Consider the following 16,813-nt stretch of genomic DNA (forward strand, 5'->3'; position numbering starts at 1 on the left):
ATTTTCTGTACGAGGAAAATCGAAGGTAGAAAACGAAATGGGCCTCGCGTTAATGGCAGTGAATTTAAGAAAATTCACTGTCAGCAACTAAGATATAGAAATATTTACACGCAAAATAGAGAAAAAGTGAATTTGAGGATCCTCAAATTCACCTTTCTCATTATTTAGAAGCTAGTTATGTCCCAGCCTCTTTAAAAAATGACTGGTATCATAATTGGTATTGATCCTCTACATAGTTCAATATGTTTAACTTTTCAAGGTATTTGGCCGGAGCTAAGAAAGTAACCGTTACAACGCCTGGATGACGGCCAATATCAATAGATCCTGTGATCGTCGCTCTGTTTAATACTTCTGGCACAGTAATGCCAAAAGCATCGGCTGCTCTTTGAAGCCCGTTGTCTGTTGCTTCATTTAGATTTGCACCAGTTCCAATAAATGATACAGGCAAGGCATCTTCAAGCTCAGGTACACCCCATTGATCTGCAAGCTTACGTGCAGCTTTTTTCTCTGCTTCTGTTATTGGTTTAGCGACATATGGCAAATCTTCTACGACAGGCAGAACAATTGGGCCGTTAATTTTTGCACCTTTGACGACATGAACTTGCAATGTTACAATCCCGGCAACGTCTGCCGTATGACCTGCAATTTCCCCATTTCCTTGCATGGCATGCATATCGCCTAAATAGACGCCGCCGCCAGCCACTTTTACTGGACAAATTAGCACTGCTCCCTCACGAACGCGGTTAACGTCCATGTGGCCATCCGTTCTATCCTCAAGTTGTTCCTTCGTTAATCCGTAATCATGCGGTGCATCAATAAGAAATTGACCAAAATCCCCAGCATTATGAGAATCAGGAATTTGACGTGCAGGTGTCGTTCCAAGCTGTCCAAGGAACGGTCTCATCCTAGCAACTGTACCGACTAAATCATGCGGTGCAAAAGTAACAATCGGATTTTGAATAGAGTTTTCCGGCGTGGACATGTAATCCCTTCCATCCTGCGCTACTTTTTCAGCAGCCTCCTTATGAAGCGTCACACCGAGTTCTTTATCATGGTCAAATGCAATTGTATAACCATTTGTAAAAATAAATGGTGTTACATCTGCCCCACAGTTTGCACAACGAATCGCTTCTTGACCAATGCCTTCAATTTTCGTTTCTGGATTTATCTCACCACATTCAGGACATTTTCCGGCAACAAATGGATCGCCAAGAAATCTTCCTTCAACAGGACTGTCGTTTCCTGAAGATGTCACTTGTGATGTTACTTTTATCGATTTAATTTTAATCACAATCGCATCGCCAACCTCTGCGCCTTCAACAAAAACCGGCTTTGTTACTTCATGTCCTCCACGAAGACATGGCGTAATCATCGGTCCCCAACAACCTGGCGTTGTATTAGCAACGATGTATCCACCGTCCTTCACTGGACCTAGCATCTGTTCTTCAGGATTTAAAATCCCGTTCGTGAACTCGTTCACAAAAACCGTTTGTTTAGCCATTACGATCGCTCCTTGTTATATCATGATGTCTTCCACTTTCAGCATATCGGTAAACGCTTTATCGAACAAGCCTTTTACAAATCGTTCAAAAAACATTCGGTATTTTTCCTTTTTTTAAAGGTTGACTTTTCATAATGGACTATTTTTTATAAAAACCTTTTATGAAGACATAGTGATAGACACTTATTATTTTTCCCACATCTAACTGGCGAGTCAAGACCCCCACCTCAGAGTAAGAGGAACGAAAAAGTCTAAGTGGGGATAACTGAAAGTCAAATGTCCGATTGGTTCGGGTCGACAGGATAAGGAAAGCTTCTTGAATCAACATCGCACGAAGAAAAGTGCTCTTCTTTTTCGAGGATGTCGGTCACAAAGGCGTTGCAACAGCACGTTTCGACCTTAGCCTTTGTTCTACTTTCTTATCAGTAGGGGATGAGAAAAAAACCCCCACTGATGGAAGTTTCACTTTATTTTTAATGTATCCATATTTAAACAGGCTATGCTCTTCTTTTTATAAGACTGATAGTAGAGCCAATTTCAATATCCACTTATCTCCTCCACCCCTGTCCCTTTCAGGTTAAGAAATCGAACATACATTAAATAGTAAGGACAATTAAGTTCAATTCCTATTTAGAAGGGAGGAAAAAAGATGGATTTAGGAAAAACAAGAAAACAGCTTTGCCAAGAATTTGCCCGCATTCTCGATGGAGCTGGGAGTCTTGATGAAAATGGTGTCTGCCTCGTGCAAAAGTTTCGTAATTTAAAATTTACCATTCTTGGCCGCCGTACTCGTTCACCATTAGTACTGCCACAATTTTTCACTTTTGAAGATCTCGATTCTCAAGGCAGGGCATTAAATTTAGGAGAAACTGTACTATTGCAAGAAGAAATAAATCCATTATTAACAGAACTGCGAAAACGAAATATTATCGTAACAGCAGTCCATAACCACTGGTTATTCGAGGAACCAAGAGCAATGTATATGCATTTTGAATCGATTGAACCACCACTGGTATTTGCAAGAAAAATAAGAGAAGCATTTCGTGTTTTAAAACGTTAAATGTTTGAGCTGTGATCTATTGACAAAAGAACGCTAGCGCTGGAGGCGTTCTTTTGATGACTTTTAATACTTATTTTCTCGTCATATAGAAAGGATCGATGAACTAAATCATGAAATGACAATTCTTTCTAAAACAGGAAGCGAAAATTGCTTCCTGTTTCATGTTTGAAGAACTAACACCTTCCATTCCTCTTCAGGCACTTAAAACCTCTTACGAATGAATGTTAACTTTTAATATCTTGCTTTATTTCATATTTAGTAATAATGATTTGCTTTGCAATGCTCTCTCATCCATTTTCATGAGGGAAATCATGATTTTTTTCACTTTATTATCATAAAAAGTACCCTAAATAAATGGAACAAGAGCAAATCTTGACAACAATGAACAAGTGTAACATAATTAAACATGTAAGGATGTTAAAAATGAACAAAAGGAGGCTAAATCAGATGTTAGTTCTTGAACGTCGTCGATGGATTGAAACACAAATTGCCAATAAAGGGAAAATAGACATTGAAGAACTTGCTAAGCAATTAGACGTTTCTAGTATGACTATTCGACGTGATTTAGCTGAACTTGAAAAAGAAGGAAAAGCTATCCGCACTTATGGAGGAGCTGTTTCTCCTACATCGCTGATTGGCGAAACCCCATATGCTTCGAAGAAAGGACAGAACATCTATGAAAAGCAATTGATTGCAAATAAAGCGCTCACAATCATACCTGAAAATGCGAGTATTTTGTTAGATTCAGGTACAACTACAATAGAGGTTGCTAAGCGGTTAAAACAGAGGAATGATATCACTATTATTACAAATGATATTAAAATAGCTGCTGAATTAATTGATAGTCAATTAAAAGTGATTGTGACAGGCGGAGAATTACAAAATAATGTAGGCGCTTTATATGGATGGCCAACCCAAGAAATATTAAAAAATATTCATGTTGATATCTTTTTCTTAGGTGCACATGCGATAGATATTCAAGCTGGCATTACTGCTCCTACCTTTGAAAAGGCTTTAATTAAAAAAATGATGATGGAAGCTGCTGAGCAAACGTGGCTGCTTGCAGACTCGAGCAAATTTAACAAAAAAGCATTTTCAGCCGTTTGTTCTTTTGAAAGCTTGGAAGGAATGATAACGGATTCAAAACATGATATTCCTGACAGAGAAAAGTATGAAGAACAAGTCATGCTGCTATTTGGAGAGGAGGTTTCATCATGAAAGTTGGAGTCATTGCTGATGATTTAACAGGTGCGAATGGTACAGGTGTAAGATTAGCGAAGCAAGGTTTCAAAACAACAACCATCGTTCAAAATGCACCATTTCCGACGTCAAATAAATATGACGCGATTTGTATTGATACAGATAGCCGCTATGCAAAAAAGGAAATTGCGATCGATCGTGTGAAAAGGGCCGTCCATTGTTTTAAGCAATGGGGTGCCAAAGTTTTTTGCAAACGAATTGACAGTACGATCCGCGGCAATATTGGCATCGAAATTGATACATTGCTCGATGAGCTTGGCAAAGATGCAATTGCAATCGCAGTTCCGTCATTTCCAGACTCAGGACGAATTACAACAGGCGGATTTTTATTAGTGGATGGGACACCTGTTCAAGAAACGGATGTTGCTAGAGACCCGATCACGCCAATTACAAACTCTTTCGTTCCGGCAATCATTGAAGAACAAAGCAAATACCCTGTTGCTCATATCGGTTTAGATGTCGTGCTATCAGGAATTGATGCGATCACAACCGAGATGCAATTAAAAGTGAAAGCAGGAAAAAGAATCATCGTCATTGATGCGGTAAGCGATGAACAAATTGAAGCGATCGCAACCGCAATGTCAAATTTAAAAGATAATATGATGATACCGGTTGATCCAGGACCATTAACAGCTTACTATTCTAAAGCTTATTTACATCAGATGGCTAGCGAACAAAAACTGCTTGTAACAGTTGGAAGTGTGACTTCTTTAACTGGAAGGCAGCTTGAATACTTATTTGCAAAAACGAATGCCACTCCAGTTTATGTAGATCCAGCGAAGTTAGCAACTTACAGCGACTCTTGGCAAAAAGAAATTGATCGCGCTATTGCAGCAGGCTTAGAAGCCCTCAAAACAGAAACGATACTAATCGTCACGACTTATTTACCAGGAAATAAATTGCTTCAATTGAAACCGCTATCTGAAATGGAACAAGTATCAGAAGATGCATTAGCAAAACGGATCACTGATGGACTTGCTGCCATCAGCAGGAGGATTATTGAGCGAAGTCCTTATCCAATTGCTGGTTGTTTTTCAAGCGGCGGAGATGTAACTGCTTCCTTATGTGCAGTTGCTGGCGCCAATGGAATTGAATTGGAAGATGAAGTACTTCCCCTTGCTGCTTATGGCAAATTTGCTGGTGGGTTCTTTGATGGTCTGCCTGTCGTCACGAAAGGCGGAATGGTAGGCGATAAAAGAGCTATCTACGAAAGCATTAGATTTTTACAAGCAAAAATATTTAATCATCAAAGGAGTGTTCACAATGACTGACACAACAAACATTATCGCAATTCCAATGGGCGACCCAGCTGGTATTGGGCCTGAAATTACCGTCAAGGCACTAAATAAGCAAGAAATTTATGATGTTTGTTCACCTCTTGTAATCGGACATGCTGAAGTATTGAAAAACGCCTTAAAAATGACGAATACAAACTTAAATATTCGGTCGATCAACGAACCATCTGAGGGCTTATATGAATACGGAACAATTGATGTGATTTCATTGGACAACCTTGATATGAGTAGTCTAGAAATCGGCTCCATTCAAGCTCAATGCGGTCGAGCAGCTTACGAGTATATCGAAAAATCTGTTGACTATGCTTTAGCTGGAAAAGTTGCAGCATTAGCAACAACTCCTATTAACAAAGAATCGCTTAAAGCCGCAAAAGTACCATATATCGGACATACTGAAATTTTAGAAGATCTCACAAAATCATATGATCCATTAACAATGTTTGAAGTATTAAATATGAGAATTTTCTTCTTAACAAGACATTTATCTTTAAAAGATGCAATTGCAGAAATGACAAAAGAGAGAGTAAGCGATTATTTGGTTCGATGTGATGAAGCACTGCAGCGTCTTGGCGTAAAAGATAGAAAAATTGCAGTAGCTGCGTTAAATCCTCATGGCGGTGAAAGCGGATTATTTGGCCGGGAGGAAATTGAAGAAATTACACCGGGTATTGAAGCAGCAATTGAAAAAGGCATAGACGCAGTTGGTCCCGTACCTGCTGACTCTGTATTTCATCACGCATTAAATGGCCGCTATGCAGCAGTATTATCTTTGTATCACGACCAAGGACATATTGCAGCGAAAATGACCGACTTCGAAAGAACGATATCGATCACAAACGGCCTGCCATTTTTACGAACTTCCGTTGACCATGGCACAGCCTTTGATATTGCTGGAAAAGGCATCGCTTCAAGTGTCAGTATGGAAGAATGCATCAAATTAGCAGCAAAGTATGGAAAAAACTTTAACGCGATTCATTCTTAAACGTGATTCACATAAATGTTCAATCAAACAAAATAGATCGATAACAAGAGGCTGCTATAAAGAAGGAGGATAAATGATGGACGTATCCGGTGGACAAATGATGTTAGGACTTGGGCTTGGTGTCCTCGTGTTAATTTTCCTAGTACTAAAAACAAAAATTCACGCTTTTCTTGCATTAATTATTGCAGCGTCTGTTACAGGTTTAGTCGGGGGCATGCCTGCTCCCGATGTTGTTAATGCCATAACAGCAGGATTTGGTTCAACGCTAGGATCAATCGGTATTGTCATTGGTTTTGGCGTCATGATGGGAAGGATATTAGAAGTCTCGGGCGCTGCAGAAAGAATGGCTTATACAGTAGTCAAACGTCTTGGAAAAAGAAAAGAAGAATGGGCAATGGCGATTACAGGATATATCGTATCGATTCCCATCTTCGTCGATTCGGCGTTTGTAATTTTAACGCCGCTTATTAAAGCGCTATCAAAGAAAACAGGTAAATCTGTCGTTGCCCTTGGCGTAGCGCTTGGCGTTGGTTTAATTGCAACACACCACGCCGTTCCGCCAACACCGGGTCCACTTGGTGTCGCTGGCATCTATGGTGTTGATGTTGGTCTAATGCTATTGTGGGGATTAATCTTTGCCATCCCTATTATGATTGTTGGTGTGATTTATGCGAAATGGCTTGGAAATAAAATTTATCAGCTTCCTGATGAAACTGGCTTAGGTTTTATCAGACCTGAAAAACAGATCACAGTGGAAGAATACATTGAAAATGCAGAAAACAAAGATCTTCCTTCGTTAACACGATCCATCTTGCCAATCATCGTACCAATAGTATTAATTTTTATGAATACATTGATCTCGTCACTTGGACGAACAGGAGGCATCTATGATTATTTATCCTTTTTTGGTTCCCCTGTCATTGCAGTTGGAATCGGATTAATTTTCGCTATATATGGACTCTATCATCATGCTAAACAATCTGAAGCAATTGAACGAATGGAAGAAGGCATCAAAACAGCGGGCATCATTTTACTTGTAACAGGTGCTGGCGGCGCACTCGGAAATGTGCTGAGAGAAAGCGGAAGTGGAGATTATATCGCTCAGCAAGTTGCCAACATTCATATGCCAGCCATTTTAATTCCTTTTGTAATCGCTTCACTCGTTAGACTGATTCAAGGCAGCGGAACAGTTGCAATGATCACAGCTGCATCGATCTCAGCTCCAATTTTAGCTGGATTAGACGTTAACATGGCATTAGCTGCACAAGCTTCCGCACTAGGTGCACTCGTATTTTCTTATTTTAATGATAGCTTCTTCTGGGTTTTAAATCGGATGCTAGGCATTAAAAATGTGAAAGAACAAATCTTAACATGGTCCGTTCCGACAACATTAGCCTGGCTCGTATCACTTGTTATGCTGCTGATTGCAAACGCATTCGTATAATGAATAATAGGTGGCGCAAAAGATGCTAAAGTGTTCTTTTGTGCCACTATATGCATTGTTCATACGTTTTATAAATAAAGCTTCTTTTGCAAATGAAGAATGGTTTCTTTCGACACCCCTGTACATTCGATGATTGTTTCAATATCCATTTTTTTTTTGCAGCATCTTCTTTGCTACTTCTTTTACTCCTACTTTGATTCCCACCTCTTTGCCTTGCTTAATTCCTCACGATTCATTACAATGTAGTCTTTTATCATGGGCTTGGTTCTATTTTCATTGGCTGCATGAGTGTTGATACCTCCTTATCTATAAGTGGATTAGCTGAATTTGAAGCTTTTCTTTTGAGTCTATTGGGATGTTAAGCGAATAATCAATGAAGGAAAACAGTGTGTTGAGGTAGCTGCGCTTGTTTTGGCGGAGAATATGCTTATCTTGAAGTACGAGTGTGAGGAGGTTGCGTTTAAATTGACAGCGGATGTCCATGGCTTTGTTTATTTCTAGCGCATACTGTCCAGCTAAGATTGCATAAGCAAAGCGGTTATTCATACTGAGAAAGTTTGTTTCATCTTGATCGAGGATTTTATAAGTATTGAATTGATACATACCTTTCGTCTGAAGAGAAAGAAAATTAAAATATTTATCGTAGATATTATGGTATCATGTACATAACAAGGAAGGAGGCAAGGAAATGGATAAAGAAAAGATTGCGCTTAGATTTGAAAGTTTTGCGATCAATGAATGTAAAGGTTCTTGTGAGTTGTATGAATTTTTATCATGGAAGATTGCTAGTGATAATGAATTGCTTGAAATTGCATCACATGCTAGAACCGGGCAGCCTGTTCCAAATCTATTGTTTGGTGCAGTTCAATATTTATTGTTAAAAGGAAAACAACATCCATTAAAAAAGTACTATGAACACGATAAAATAAATTTAAAAATAACCGAGGATGCTTTTCATCATTTTCGTGATTTTTGTCTCCTTTATCAAGATGAGATTATCTCGCTCCTTCAGAACAAGTACGTTCAAACAAATGAAGTAAGGCGCTGTTCATACTTATATCCAAGCTTTTGTTTCATCTATCAGAAAATAAGGAAACCGCTATCGTTAATTGAAATAGGCACAAGTGCTGGGCTGCAGCTATTATGGGATAAGTACTGTTATGATTACGGCACAAACGAGCGGTTTGGCAATGTTGATTCTGATATTGAGATTAAAGCCGACATCCGAGGTGAGAACAAACCATTTTTCCTTCCAACAAGTCCGCCTGTTGCTGAAAGAATTGGTTTAGACTTGCATGTAAACGATGTAACAAATGAAGAAGATTATTTATGGCTTAGAGCGTTAATTTGGCCTGAACACCAAGAGCGTGTTGCACTTTTTGACAAGGCATCGCTTTACTTAAAGAAACAACCTGTAACATTGATTGAAGGCGATGGAATTGCTTTACTACCACACATTATAGAGCAAGTGCCAACTGATACCGCCATCTGTATTTTCCATACACATGTCGCAAATCAATTATCAAAAGATGCTAAGGAAAAACTGATCGATACCATTAAAGATATTGGCAAAGAAAGAGATGCCTTTCATTTATATAATAACATTTGGGATGCTCACCTTCATTTAGATTATTTTATAGATAGCAAAGAATACAATGAAATGGTAGCGGAAACAGACGCACATGCTCGTTGGTTTAACTGGAAATTGTCAATGGAAAGTAATTTGGTGTAGCTAGAAGTACTAAACTTTTGAAGAGGGGGATTTCTCATTATCCTTTTATATGTTAAAAATATAAGCATTTTCGATTGAATGCTACGATAAAATCATGAGCATTATAAAGGAATCCTCTCGCTACAAAGTTGAAAAATGAAGATTTTATATATTTGAATACGGAGGAAATTCTTTGTTTCTTGAAAAAAACATTTCTACTCAGTTTAATCAAGTGATTGAACATGTTAGAAATACACATGATACTGTGAAGGCTTTAGGATACGCAGTATTAGTCATACACAATGATCAAATTGTGACAGAACATTATGCTGGCTATCACTCACAATTGCAACATGCAAAAGCTATCAATGAAGATTCGCAATTTCATATTGCATCTGTGCGTAAAAGTTACACTGGTTTTTGCATAGCTTGGGCTCTCCACTACGGATACATACAATCAATTGATGATCCAGTGCTTCACTATTTACCTGATCTCGATAAAGTGAAACTTCCATCAGTGGGGGTTTTCTCTCATCCCCCACTGATGGTTAGTTGAACCAATCGGACATTTACTGGCAGTTAACCCCCACTTAGACTTCTTCGATTCCTCTTACTCTTGAAGTGGGAGTCTTACTGCCAGTTAGATGTGGGATAAAAGGGTGTTGACAGGAATCACCCTTCGTCATTTCCTTACGCATACACATGGACTTCGCACAGATTCTAACGGACATTTATATAATCATTTTCCCGCTGGCCAGGGATGGGACTATCGGGATGAAAATATTAAAATGCTAGCTGAGATCGTACATCGTACAACTGGAAAAACTGTAGCGCAAATATCTTCAGAACAAATTTTCGCCCCGATGGGATTTACAAAAAGCGGGTGGAAAAATAAACCACATCCTGATATGGTTTTAACTATCTTAGATCCTAATAAAGAGCCCTCATTCGAACTACGCGACACTGTGAATGGTGATCGACCCAACATGTTTTCTACAACCAGAGAATTGGCTTATTGGGGTTATCTCCATCTTAAAAGAGGAAAGATTAAAAATAAACAAATAATCCCTGAAAAAATATTTCAATTGGCAACAACATTACAAAGCCCAGCACTCTCAAATGCAGACCTCCCAAGAAATGGATTCCTTTGGCAAGTACAGGATCAGCCTGCAAAACAAAGTGAAATTGGACCTAAAGTACCTAAAGGTTCTTTCCAAATCATTGGAATTTGCAACCAAGCGATTTTAGTTATTCCTAAATATCATATCGTTGCAATTAGACTAATGAATCGCCTTGGAAATCCGCCCGGATATGATTATTTAGAGGACATCAGATCTTTTGGCGACTGTGTTGCATCATGCATTTGATATCATGAGAGGTGACATCACGAAAAAGGAAGCGCTTTAATTCGTTTCCTTTTTCGTTTGTAGCTTGCCATACCTTTCTAATGTAGAAGGAGTATTTTATCTTTCTATAAACTATTAGAGTCCTTGTTCCTCCTATTCGTCTAAATCCTAATTGAACAACTGTACAAAGTAATTCAGACAGGAAATTAAGAAATTAAGAAATATTGTTGATGAAAGAAACATCATTGTCTCATTTGCTGTTTTTATAATCTTTAAATAAATTTAGTAACTGAATTAAAATACTTTTCTCAAGTCTTATTGTCTTAAGCTAATACCAATTAAATAAAGAATTACAATATGTAATGGATAAAAAATGTAAAAGAAATATTTTAGGCCTAATCCCTTTTTCCCATTGTAGAGCAACATGAAAGGCAGTGCTGCAATCATTAGCCATTGATAATCTGCAAAGGGTACGAAGTAAGAAAAAAATCCTCCCATGTGATACCCATATCTTCTCACTAAAAAATAACATATAATGGTAAATATGCTGAAACAGATAATAAATGCCTTTTTATTATTTCTCATTACATAGAATAACACTCCAAGCATAACAAAAAGAGGACCACCTTCTGTAAACATTATATTTCCAAATAATGAACCATAAAACATGTGAGATTGAAGTATGTAAGGAACGCTTGGAATAAGCTCAGCTATCATAAGACATAAAAAGGTACTAATGAATTGCCAAATAATAAAGCCAAGAAGATATTTTTTTTCTTTTTGATTCATGAGAAAAATAGTGAAACCAATTAAAAATAAGGTAGTAAAAATGTTGTTAGTAATAGAAACATAGGTATACCTAAATACATAATTAATCACTAAATTTATGATAGCCATCCCTACTCCAAACAAATACATACGTGTAAGATACTTTCTTTTATTCGATGTATACGAAAAACCCCAAATTACACAAAAAATAAATAAAGGAGCAGAAATTCTACCAATCCATCGAAACCAAATTGGGGTTTCTGGTATAAATTGGCCGATATGATCTATAAGCATAAATACTAGTGCCAATAATTTTAAGGTTGTTGTTGTCATATTAAAAAATCTCCTTATTCTTTAAAATCTTTGAGATTTGTATCATTTGATGAAATAAAGGTATCACGTAAAAATATTAAGCTATATCATAATTTGATATTCAAGTCTATTTATTAAAATAAATTTGATAATTATTGAAAACTATTAATAATTATCCTTCTATAAATAAAAAGTCCTTCAGAAAAATAATTAATTGCGGTTATCTTATCCATTATAGATGATTTGTATGGAGTTGGTGTTGTAGAGATAGAAAGATAATTTAATAAAAACCATGCTTCTTTTTATTAACCATCTAATCATTTTAGGGAAATATTAGAGATGAGGGTACGCAGTTAAAACTTTTTCAATTGGTTTAAAAAATGCGAGTACACTTGCTTCATAATCGATCAATAGAAAAAAACATTTCATTTCCAACGTGATTGATTCATATTGCAATCATTTTATCTTTGTCACCATCTTCATATATTTCTTTTCCCTAACTTATTGAGAAAAAACGCCACGATGACGTTGATGGAACGGGATCATGGCGTTCCTAGTTGATAGTTATAGGTGATATTTTTAAGGTAGCTCAAGTTCTGCTGGAAAAACATATTCTTGGAGTCAATTTCGATAATCGTTTATTTATTCTATATATCCACTAAAATCACTAGGTGCCTGAAAAGTCATATAGTAAAGTTTTGATGAATTTAAATCTGAGATAGTACCTGTGGATGTCGTATTAGCGGGAACTTTTATTGTTTCAGTAGCAAAAATACCATATTACGTATAAACTTTTACTGTTAATTCGTTATCGTTATAATTAGTTATACTGTAACTAACTTTCGATTTCCCTGTGAAATAATTGTTTGTAAATAATTTTGATCTCTTAGCCTCTCCTGAAAATTTCATTTTTCCATCATTAAGATCAACTACATTATCGGTACTTGGCTTACCTCAAAGAAAGCATTTAAAAAGGTTGACAGATCAGTTTTTCTGCATTAACATACCCTTAGAGGTATAAACGGGTCATAGCGAATCATAGATGCTAAAGATTCGGTATCTTAATATTCACCGTGTAAACGAAAAGAGCCCCATGAATAACTTAGAAGCAGGGCAATTCTAAAGTTCAAACAATAAAAAGTTTTTGCCACCGTCTACATTCAAAAAGGTTCATTTTTTTTAAACTTTTATATACCCATATAGGTATTTACGAATATTAAATAAGGAGGCATCATGATGACTGGACAGAAGAAAAAAACAACGATTGTGTTATTCAGCGGAGATTATGATAAAGCAATGGCTGCATATATTATTGCAAACGGTGCAGCAGCCTATGATCACGAGGTTACTATCTTCCATACATTTTGGGGATTAAATGCCTTGCGCAAGGATGAATCAATGAAACCTAAAAAAGGATTCCTTGAAAAAATGTTTGCGAAAATGATGCCACGCGGCGCGGATAAAATGGGCTTGTCGAACATGAACTTTGCTGGAATGGGGCCGAAAATGATCAAACACGTGATAAAAAAACATAATGCCATGACGCTTCCGCAATTAATTGAAATGGCGCAGGAACAGGATATTAGACTAGCAGCCTGCACAATGACAATGGATTTGCTTGGTTTGCAGCAGGAAGAATTGCTGGATAACATTGAATACGCTGGTGTTGCAGCCTATTTAGCGGATGCTGAAGATGGAAATGTAAACTTGTTTATCTAATCTAGGAAACACAATCATATGAATAAAGGGATGCTAAATAACGTTAAAGAGAAGCAGCTGGGAAAATCCCTAGCTCAGTGAATATCCCTTTATGTTTATTAGAGTTCCGGCGGCAGAAGCTCAAATGGTAACAGCATAAATGAGTGCTAAGGTCGCGCCAATATTTTTTTACTCTTTTAGATACTTCGGCTAGTTTAATTGGTAAGGAGGAAATAGAATGATTACACCAAACTATGTATTAGACGCAAAAGGATTTGCCTGTCCGATGCCGATTGTCAAAACTAAAAAAACAATGAAGAATTTGGAACCAGGGCAGGTATTAGAAATTCAGGCAACAGATAAAGGATCAACAGCAGACCTGCAAGCTTGGGCAAAAAGCACAGGCCACGAATACTTAGGAACGAAAACAGAAGGTGATGTTCTCCACCATTTCCTTCGTAAGGATGGAGCAAATACCGCAGCTGAAACCACTGTCATTCCTGAGATTTCATTAGAGAACTTTAAAGAAAAAGTAGAAAATGGTGAAAATCTCATCATTCTAGATGTACGCGAATTAGGTGAGTACGAGGCGGGTCACATTCAAGGCGCCATTCATATTCCACTAGGTGAAGTAGAACAGCGTTCCGATGAATTAAAGAAAGATGCGTGCATTTATGTAATCTGTCATTCGGGCAGAAGAAGTGAATTAGCCGCTCAAACGATGGCGAAACAAGGATTCAAACAATTAATCAATGTTGTGCCCGGCATGTGTGACTGGACAGGCGAAACGGTAAAGTAAAAAGGAAAGTTTAAAAAACAGCAATGATTGCTGCAAACGGCGATTATTCGATGCATAAAAATATTCCATATCGCAACGGCAGCGGCTGCCAATCCCCAAAGGGAAAAAGCATGTTTCCGAAGACATCCAAGAACAACAAACCCTTCTATTACGAAACTTGAAGGAATGGCTTGGAAAAGATGGCGACGGATAACATGGGCCTTGAAAAAGGTACAATGAAAAAATTTTTAACTCAAAATATACTATAGGGGGTAAGTATAAATGTCAGTAAATCCAATGACAGCGAAAGAAGTCACAAAAAAGGTCATCAACAAAGAATCATTTTTTATTTTAGATATTCGAAATGAAGATGCTTTTCACGATTGGAAAGTAGAAGGAGAAAATATTCAATATCTAAACGTTCCTTACTTTGATCTCCTGGATGGAGTCGAAGAAATCTTGCCGCAACTTCCGCAAGGTAAAGAAATCTTGGTTATATGTGCAAAAGAAGGTTCATCTATCATGATCGCTAATATGCTTTCAGAAGAGGGGCTGAACGTATCTTACCTTGAAGGCGGCATGGAAGCGTGGAGTGAATATTTAGAACCTGTTAAAGTAGGCGATTTAAAAAACGGAGGTGAATTATACCAGTTTGTCCGCATCGGGAAAGGGTGCCTCTCTTATATGGTGGTATCGCATGGAGAAGCAGCTCTTATTGATGTGACGCGTATGACCGATGTCTACACGAAGTTTGCGCAGGAAATTGGCGCGACCATTACCCATGTATTTGATACCCACCTTCATGCGGACCATATCTCAGGCGGAAGAAAGATTGCGGAAGCAACCAACGCCACGTACTGGCTGCCGCCAAAGGATGCACAGGACGTAACGTTTGACTTTCAGCCGTTAGAAGAAGACCAGCACATCACGATCGGCAATACGACGATCCAAATTCAGCCATTGTATTCCCCTGGCCACACGATCGGATCGACGTCCTTTATTGTAGACGAATCATATCTTTTATCAGGAGACATCTTGTTTATTGACTCTATCGGAAGACCTGATTTGGCTGGATTAGCAGAAGACTGGGTAGAGGATCTGCGTGAAACGCTATACACACGTTACAAAAAATTATCAGATGACCTCATTGTGTTGCCGGCTCACTTTATGATCACTGAAGAGCTGAATGACGACGGCAGTGTATCAGAAAAATTAGGTACACTATTTGAAAAAAATCACGGGTTAAAGATAGAAGATGAAGCGGCATTTAGAGAAATGGTGACCAGCAATCTGCCGCCGCAGCCAAATGCATATCAGGAAATCCGGCAGACAAACATGGGGAAATTGACACCTGATGAAGAGCAACAACGCGAGATGGAAATTGGCCCAAATCGTTGTGCGGTTCGATAAAAAAGAGAAACAAAATACAAAACAACTAAAAACGAATGGAGAGATTGAAATGAATGCAGATAAAGTATTAGATGTAAAAGGGCTTGCCTGCCCAATGCCGATAGTGAAAACGAAAAAAGCGATCAATGAGCTGGAATCCGGACAAGTGCTGGAAATTCATGCGACAGATAAAGGGTCAAAAGCGGACCTCACTGCCTGGGCGAAGTCCGGCGGCCATGAACTCGTAGATCAGACAGAAGAAGGTGATGTTCTAAAATTCTGGATCAAAAAAAGCTGATAAGAGAACGAAAGGGTGTCGACCAGATACCCTTTCTCTTTTTGAAAGGAGGAGGAACCGATGGATTTTCATTTTATTGTCATCATTTTCCTAATAGGATTTATCGGCTCGTTTATTTCCGGTATGGTTGGGATTGGAGGATCGATCATTAAATACCCGATGCTTTTGTACATTCCTCCGATGCTTGGAATGGCAGCGTTCACTGCCCATGATGTATCCGGAATCAGTGCCATTCAAGTCTTTTTCGCTACGATTGCAGGTGTATGGGCGTACCGAAAAGGCGGCTACTTGAACAAAACCTTGATTCTTTATATGGGGTCAAGTATTTTAATCGGAAGCTTCATCGGCGGTTATGGATCTGGCATGATGTCAGAAGGAGGCGTCAACCTTGTTTACGCGATACTTGCGACCATTGCGGCTGGCATGATGTTTATCCCGAAAAAAGGAATCGATGATATTCCGTTTGACCAGGTGACATTTAATAAATGGTTGGCGGCTGGACTGGCATTTATTGTTGGAATCGCGGCTGGCATTGTAGGAGCAGCAGGAGCCTTTATTTTGGTTCCGATTATGCTTGTCGTCTTAAAAATCCCAACAAGAATGACCATTGCCACCTCACTAGCGATTACATTTATTTCGTCGATCGGTGCCACAATCGGCAAAATCACGACGGATCAAGTTCTTTATGGTCCTGCAGCCATCATGATTATCGCTAGCTTGCTTGCCTCTCCTTTAGGAGCAAAAGCTGGAAAAAAGGTGAATACAAAAATATTGCATGTTCTGTTGGCTTTATTAATTCTAGGAACAGCAATTAAAATTTGGATGGACATTTTTTAACATAAAAAAGCAGGCCAAAATGGTGCCTTTTCATTGTATCCAACGCAAAAAGAAACGCTTTTATTCGTTTCCTTTTGCGTATACAATTTGCCTAAAAATTCGAATTTGAGCTTATTTCGTATTTTAATTTTTCT

The 16,813-nt window shown here is 38.1% G+C and carries 15 protein-coding genes; 13 read left to right on the forward strand and 2 right to left on the reverse strand.

Features of this window, described 5'->3' with window-relative positions; genetic code table 11:
- Positions 1–208: 208 nt before the first annotated feature.
- Positions 209–1,501, reverse strand: coding sequence for an acetamidase/formamidase family protein (locus tag J2S08_RS14890; RefSeq protein WP_307230845.1), 1,293 nt, complete (start codon positions 1,499–1,501; stop codon positions 209–211).
- A gap of 649 nt (positions 1,502–2,150) precedes the next feature.
- On the opposite strand from J2S08_RS14890, the gene J2S08_RS14895 reads away from it, so the two are divergent.
- The 8 genes from J2S08_RS14895 (at position 2,151) to J2S08_RS14930 (ending at position 10,620) form a co-directional block, all read left to right on the forward strand.
- The gene (locus J2S08_RS14895; protein ID WP_307230847.1) at positions 2,151–2,561 is read left to right on the forward strand and encodes a DUF1259 domain-containing protein; all 411 of its coding nucleotides are present in this window, start codon (positions 2,151–2,153) and stop codon (positions 2,559–2,561) included.
- Positions 2,562–3,008: 447 nt separating this feature from the next.
- Positions 3,009–3,779: a DeoR/GlpR family DNA-binding transcription regulator gene (locus J2S08_RS14900; RefSeq protein ID WP_307230849.1), complete on the forward strand. Its 771-nt coding sequence runs from the start codon at positions 3,009–3,011 to the stop codon at positions 3,777–3,779.
- Positions 3,776–5,092, forward strand: a complete 1,317-nt coding sequence (locus J2S08_RS14905; RefSeq protein WP_307230851.1) for a four-carbon acid sugar kinase family protein — start codon at positions 3,776–3,778, stop codon at positions 5,090–5,092. Before J2S08_RS14900 ends, J2S08_RS14905 begins: the two co-directional genes overlap by 4 nt.
- Positions 5,085–6,098, forward strand: coding sequence for a 4-hydroxythreonine-4-phosphate dehydrogenase PdxA (gene pdxA / locus J2S08_RS14910; protein WP_307230853.1), 1,014 nt, complete (start codon positions 5,085–5,087; stop codon positions 6,096–6,098). Before J2S08_RS14905 ends, pdxA begins: the two co-directional genes overlap by 8 nt.
- A gap of 76 nt (positions 6,099–6,174) precedes the next feature.
- A complete protein-coding gene (locus J2S08_RS14915) occupies positions 6,175–7,542 on the forward strand; it encodes a GntP family permease (protein ID WP_307230855.1) in 1,368 nt (455 codons plus the stop codon).
- A gap of 688 nt (positions 7,543–8,230) precedes the next feature.
- A complete protein-coding gene (locus J2S08_RS14920) occupies positions 8,231–9,274 on the forward strand; it encodes a DUF2332 domain-containing protein (protein WP_307230857.1) in 1,044 nt (347 codons plus the stop codon).
- A 172-nt stretch (positions 9,275–9,446) separates the two neighbouring features.
- The gene (locus J2S08_RS14925) at positions 9,447–9,809 is read left to right on the forward strand and encodes a serine hydrolase (protein WP_307230859.1); all 363 of its coding nucleotides are present in this window, start codon (positions 9,447–9,449) and stop codon (positions 9,807–9,809) included.
- Positions 9,810–9,915: 106 nt separating this feature from the next.
- Positions 9,916–10,620, forward strand: a complete 705-nt coding sequence (locus J2S08_RS14930; protein WP_307230861.1) for a serine hydrolase domain-containing protein — start codon at positions 9,916–9,918, stop codon at positions 10,618–10,620.
- A 294-nt stretch (positions 10,621–10,914) separates the two neighbouring features.
- On the opposite strand, the gene J2S08_RS14935 is transcribed toward J2S08_RS14930, so the two are convergent.
- Positions 10,915–11,700, reverse strand: coding sequence for a TraX family protein (locus J2S08_RS14935; protein WP_307230863.1), 786 nt, complete (start codon positions 11,698–11,700; stop codon positions 10,915–10,917).
- A gap of 1,215 nt (positions 11,701–12,915) precedes the next feature.
- Here J2S08_RS14935 and J2S08_RS14940 point away from each other — a divergent pair.
- From J2S08_RS14940 to J2S08_RS14960, 5 genes are all read left to right on the forward strand, one after another.
- Positions 12,916–13,398, forward strand: a complete 483-nt coding sequence (locus J2S08_RS14940; protein WP_307230864.1) for a DsrE/DsrF/DrsH-like family protein — start codon at positions 12,916–12,918, stop codon at positions 13,396–13,398.
- A gap of 217 nt (positions 13,399–13,615) precedes the next feature.
- The gene (locus J2S08_RS14945) at positions 13,616–14,176 is read left to right on the forward strand and encodes a sulfurtransferase TusA family protein (protein ID WP_307230866.1); all 561 of its coding nucleotides are present in this window, start codon (positions 13,616–13,618) and stop codon (positions 14,174–14,176) included.
- A gap of 261 nt (positions 14,177–14,437) precedes the next feature.
- Complete coding sequence (locus J2S08_RS14950) at positions 14,438–15,565, forward strand: MBL fold metallo-hydrolase (RefSeq protein ID WP_307230868.1); 1,128 nt, start codon at positions 14,438–14,440, stop codon at positions 15,563–15,565.
- Between the two features lie 49 nt (positions 15,566–15,614).
- Positions 15,615–15,842 carry a sulfurtransferase TusA family protein gene (locus J2S08_RS14955; protein ID WP_307230996.1) on the forward strand — a complete coding sequence of 76 codons (228 nt, stop codon included), beginning with the start codon at positions 15,615–15,617 and terminating at the stop codon, positions 15,840–15,842.
- A 60-nt stretch (positions 15,843–15,902) separates the two neighbouring features.
- Positions 15,903–16,679: a sulfite exporter TauE/SafE family protein gene (locus J2S08_RS14960; protein WP_307230870.1), complete on the forward strand. Its 777-nt coding sequence runs from the start codon at positions 15,903–15,905 to the stop codon at positions 16,677–16,679.
- The last annotated feature ends 134 nt before the right edge of the window (positions 16,680–16,813 follow it).

This window comes from Bacillus chungangensis (genome assembly GCF_030812995.1).
GTDB lineage: Bacteria > Bacillota > Bacilli > Bacillales > Bacillaceae_C > Bacillus_CF > Bacillus_CF chungangensis.

What these genes read in the sequence shown, in the direction of transcription:
- J2S08_RS14890 (WP_307230845.1), bottom strand. Translation starts at nt 1,501, where the DNA reads ATGGCTAAACAAACGGTTTTTGTGAACGAGTTCACGAACGGGATTTTA.
- J2S08_RS14895 (WP_307230847.1), top strand. Translation starts at nt 2,151, where the DNA reads ATGGATTTAGGAAAAACAAGAAAACAGCTTTGCCAAGAATTTGCCCGC.
- J2S08_RS14900 (WP_307230849.1), top strand. Translation starts at nt 3,009, where the DNA reads ATGTTAGTTCTTGAACGTCGTCGATGGATTGAAACACAAATTGCCAAT.
- J2S08_RS14905 (WP_307230851.1), top strand. Translation starts at nt 3,776, where the DNA reads ATGAAAGTTGGAGTCATTGCTGATGATTTAACAGGTGCGAATGGTACA.
- pdxA (WP_307230853.1), top strand. Translation starts at nt 5,085, where the DNA reads ATGACTGACACAACAAACATTATCGCAATTCCAATGGGCGACCCAGCT.
- J2S08_RS14915 (WP_307230855.1), top strand. Translation starts at nt 6,175, where the DNA reads ATGGACGTATCCGGTGGACAAATGATGTTAGGACTTGGGCTTGGTGTC.
- J2S08_RS14920 (WP_307230857.1), top strand. Translation starts at nt 8,231, where the DNA reads ATGGATAAAGAAAAGATTGCGCTTAGATTTGAAAGTTTTGCGATCAAT.
- J2S08_RS14935 (WP_307230863.1), bottom strand. Translation starts at nt 11,700, where the DNA reads ATGACAACAACAACCTTAAAATTATTGGCACTAGTATTTATGCTTATA.
- J2S08_RS14940 (WP_307230864.1), top strand. Translation starts at nt 12,916, where the DNA reads ATGACTGGACAGAAGAAAAAAACAACGATTGTGTTATTCAGCGGAGAT.
- J2S08_RS14945 (WP_307230866.1), top strand. Translation starts at nt 13,616, where the DNA reads ATGATTACACCAAACTATGTATTAGACGCAAAAGGATTTGCCTGTCCG.
- J2S08_RS14950 (WP_307230868.1), top strand. Translation starts at nt 14,438, where the DNA reads ATGTCAGTAAATCCAATGACAGCGAAAGAAGTCACAAAAAAGGTCATC.
- J2S08_RS14955 (WP_307230996.1), top strand. Translation starts at nt 15,615, where the DNA reads ATGAATGCAGATAAAGTATTAGATGTAAAAGGGCTTGCCTGCCCAATG.
- J2S08_RS14960 (WP_307230870.1), top strand. Translation starts at nt 15,903, where the DNA reads ATGGATTTTCATTTTATTGTCATCATTTTCCTAATAGGATTTATCGGC.